General features: G+C 63.1%; 3 protein-coding genes. All 3 read right to left on the reverse strand.

Annotated features, from left to right (window positions below; translation table 11 throughout):
- Positions 1-24: 24 nt before the first annotated feature.
- Positions 25-1,188 carry a hypothetical protein gene (locus EN893_RS22585; protein ID WP_128361782.1) on the reverse strand — a complete coding sequence of 388 codons (1,164 nt, stop codon included), beginning with the start codon at positions 1,186-1,188 and terminating at the stop codon, positions 25-27.
- A gap of 2 nt (positions 1,189-1,190) precedes the next feature.
- Positions 1,191-3,062, reverse strand: coding sequence for an HlyD family efflux transporter periplasmic adaptor subunit (locus EN893_RS22590; RefSeq protein ID WP_127269820.1), 1,872 nt, complete (start codon positions 3,060-3,062; stop codon positions 1,191-1,193).
- Positions 3,063-3,127: 65 nt separating this feature from the next.
- Positions 3,128-3,944, reverse strand: an 817-nt coding sequence (locus tag EN893_RS22595) for a matrixin family metalloprotease (protein WP_128361783.1), incomplete at its 5' end; no start/stop codon positions are given.

The following is a 3,944-nucleotide window of genomic DNA, read 5'->3' on the forward strand; positions in this document are numbered from 1 at the left end:
GGGCGAAGAGTTCTGGCTGTTCAGCTACGGCGTCACGTCATTCTTCTCCCGGATCGCCACCATGACGCCGATCCGGTAGAAGAATGACGTGACGCCGTAGCTGAACAGCCAGAACTCTTCGCCCTGCGCGGTCGCCGGCGTTTCGGCGCTTTCGATGCCGAACAGATAATGCTGCACCAGATAGCCGAGATATTTGGTCGCCCGCTGACCAAGGTTCGGTATCTCGAGAATATCGCTCAGAACGTAATAGCCGTCGAAGCGCAGCAGTGGATTGCCGTTGAACAGCAAGGTCGAGACGCCGCCGATGAGCATCACGTTGAATGCGAAGGCGCGCACCAGTCCGGCCTCGGCGTTCAGCCAGACGATCAGCGCCAGACAGGCTAACAGCCCCTCGACGATAATGCCTGCCGCACCCACCAGGGCGCGCTGCCATTTGTCCCGGAATGCCAGGCTCTCCGACGCGTCGACATAGGGCACCGGCATGAACACGAGCAGCATCACGCCGATCTCGTGCACCTCGCCGCCCCAACGTTTGACGGCGAAGGCATGCCCCAGCTCATGCAAAGCCTTGATGAAGGGATAGGCGATCAGGATCAGCACGATATTCTCGGCCGACAGAACCCGGTCGGTTACATCGCCGGTCAGCGCCTGCCAGTTCATCGCGGCAAGGAAGATCGAATAGGCAACCAGCGCGAGGAAGGCGACGCCGCCGAACCAGGACAGGAACGGCCGCACCAGCGGATAGGTCGCGTTCAGGAACTCGTTCGGATCGAACAGCCCGACGCGGATAGCCAGCGGATTGGCGAATTTCGACAGAAGCTTGCGGTTGTGCTGCTTGCTGGCGCGGTCGGCGATTTCCTCGATGTCGGGCGGAATGTCGCCGAACAGCACATCCGCTGCGTGAAGCTGCCCCAAAAGACGGATCACCGCGTCTTGCGTAATGACCTTTTCGTCGAGGTGTTCGCAGGCGTTGTCCCACACGTCTTGCATGGTACGTCGGCCCGTCATCAGGCTGATGATGAAATAGGCCTCCGGCGTGAAGCGATGGAAGCGGCCAGAGGTCCGATCCTGCATCACATACCAGACCTGGTTGCGAAAGATCGTGCGGTGGATGCTCACCTGGCTTCGCAGCCGCGGCTTCAATTGCGCAACGCGATACCAGGACGAACTGAAATAGCTCCCGTCCATGGTCAGCCCGCCCAGCGCCAGAGGGTCAGGCGCAGCCAGTCGATCATCTTCTGGGTGTAGACGAAGAACAGCAGCCGTTCATCCACATGGGTCTTGCTGACGCCCTCCATGCCAGGACGCAGCCGCTCGAGGGACCCGGCGAGCGAAGCCTCGACCATGAACGAGTTGCGGCCGTTGCCCTGTCGCGAGACAGAGGTGATCTGTTCGATCTTGTATGGCAGCGGCTCCCTCGGCAACGCGCTGACCCGCAACTGGCCGGTCTGGCCGATCTTGATGTCATCGATGTCGCTTTCGTCGACTTCCAGGACAACGCGGTAAGAATCGAGTGGCGCGATGTGAAACAATTCCTGGCCACGCTCGACCGCCGCGCCGACCGATTGCGACAGATCGCCGGCGACGATGAATCCGTCAAACGGCGCCACCAGTCGGGTGCGCCGCAGTTGTTCGTCGATCAGCGACAGCTGCGCGTCCGCCTGCTTGATCTGGGCCTCGATGATCTGGCTTTCGGCGCGCTCGCCACGCGCCAGAGCGCGGTCGAATTCCGTCTCCTTCTGAGCCTTGGTGGTGACCAGCCGCAGCCGTTCGAAATTCAGATCCTGATCATCGAGTTGCGCCAGCACCTGATCCTTGCGCACCGTTTCGCCTGCCTTGGCGAATTCAGCCAGAACATAGCCGCTGAACGGGGCAACGATGGTTCGCTGCACCGAACCGCGAATGACCGCGGGCGCCGTTACCGCATAGGGTGAGGTGGCGACGCTCAGATAGGCCGCTATCGCCACCGCGGCCAGCGTCGCAATCTTGCGCCCGATGAAGCGCGGGCCAAGCAGCCTCTTGATCTGGATCCAGCCCGCTTCGATCGCCTTGGTGAAGATCGTCCGGTCGTTACCGCGTTTTTCCTCGAGCACCGGTCCGACCACGGCCGCGACTGCATCGCAAAGGTAGATCGTCTCCTGGTCAAAGCTCGCGTCGGCGGGCCGCAGGAAGGTAAGCGCGCCCGTCATCGTGCCGTTGCTCTGCAGCGGCACGGTCAGGGCGGCGCCATTCTTGTACTGGCGCGTCAAGGCTTCGTGCGCGATGCTGACCCGATATTCCTGACCCTGGCGCGGTGGCGCGACGACCACGGCCCGCTGGTCGATTGCCTCGTCCATCGCCGCCGCGATGTCGCGCATGAAGCTGACCTTGCCGTCGAATGCCGCCGAATGCGACACCGCCGCAACGCGCGTCCAGCGCCGGCGCATCACGCCGACGGCGACCGGGTCACAGTTCAGCCGCATGGCGAGTTCGGTGACGAGGGCGGTGCAAGCGCCCTTGTACCGCTTCTTCTCGATCACTGCCGCCAACATATCGAACGCAAAGCGGCTGCGCTGCGCCGCCTGTTCGCTCTGATCGCTCATGCCGCGGCGCAGATGCACCTCCACCCAGCCACAGGCCCACTGGATCTTACGCATGATGTCGGTGAAGGCAGCGTCGTTTCGCTTCACCGCAACGGCACAGGCTCCGAACAGATGCCCGTCGATGAGGATGGGTGACGCGATGATTTGTGTGTTGTCCGTCGGACCCGATACACTGACGCCCTGACGCTTTCCCGTGGCCATTTCGGTGGCGGCGAGAAGTCCGCCGACCGGCGACTGTGAGTTCGGCCATGCGGCGGCCAGCACATAAGGCCCGGTATCGGCTTCCCCGAGCACCAGGGCTGCTGCCGAGGCATCGGCAATCTGGCGGCACAGGAGGCCCAGCCACGCGCCAATGAACTCATCCGATGTCCCGGCAGTGCGGAAGCGTGTCCACAGCGCCTGGTCCAGAACGCTGTAGCTGACGATGCCGGCATCATCCAGCATCCTGTGGGTATCACTTTCAAGGATGCTATCGGCCATGGACAGCCGTTTCGAGGCGGCGCGCGCAGTTCGCGAGATGTGTGAACTGCGCCGCCATCATTGTCTCATCGCACTCCAAACAGACTGGACAGGCGCGACAGCAGTCCCTTGCGGTTGCTCCATTCGGCGAGACCGTTGAGGTCGTCCGAAGTTGCGTCGCCATCGTCCTGATCCGCATCGGGCGCTGCATCGTGCGGACGGTCCTGCTGCCGACCCTGTGCGGCAACAAAGGTTCCGCTGGCTTCGTCGAACACCCAGTTGAGCTGGCCGCTTGCCTGCAAGCCAGAAGTAGCCCCGGTCAGCACGATGTCGTCGGTCTTGGCGCTTGTATCGGCTTCTGACTTGGAATGTGCCGCCGCCGTGCCGCCGGAAGCTCTTGCGCTCGATATCGTCGTGGCTTCGCCAATCGGTTCAGCCCGGGCAATGCCTGCGCTCTGGAGCAATCCATGCTCCTGCGCGCCGACAAAGACGCCCAGGCCATCATGGAAGAGCTGCGTTTCAGTCAGCGGACCGGCAGATCCGGCCTCCGGCAGCCGGCGCTCGCCGGCGGCCAACTCAGCCGACATCACGCCCGCGTCGCCCTCATCGTGATCCAAGCCCGCCTGATGGCCGATCTCGTGGATCAGCACCGACAGAAGGTCCATCCGTCCATCGGCGGCGCCGCCCGGCAACGCCGTCAGGTGCCCGGAGGCATCGAGCTGGAACTCGCTGCTGTCGAGAGGTGACAGGTCGACGAACCAGCCCTGTCCGGCCGCATTGCGGTCGATCATCACCGCGCCGAACACCGACTGTGCCAGCGCCGAGCCAGGCAGATCGGTGATCTGGACATCCAGGTTCGACAGCTTGGCAAGTTGTGTCGCGTCGAGTTGGCCGCTTCCCGAC

This window comes from Mesorhizobium sp. M7A.F.Ca.CA.004.04.2.1 (assembly GCF_004022825.1).
Classification (GTDB): Bacteria; Pseudomonadota; Alphaproteobacteria; order Rhizobiales; family Rhizobiaceae; genus Mesorhizobium.

Excerpts from the sequence above, each read along its gene's own strand:
- EN893_RS22585 (WP_128361782.1), bottom strand. The coding sequence starts at position 1,188 with ATGGACGGGAGCTATTTCAGTTCGTCCTGGTATCGCGTTGCGCAATTG.
- EN893_RS22590 (WP_127269820.1), bottom strand. The coding sequence starts at position 3,062 with ATGGCCGATAGCATCCTTGAAAGTGATACCCACAGGATGCTGGATGAT.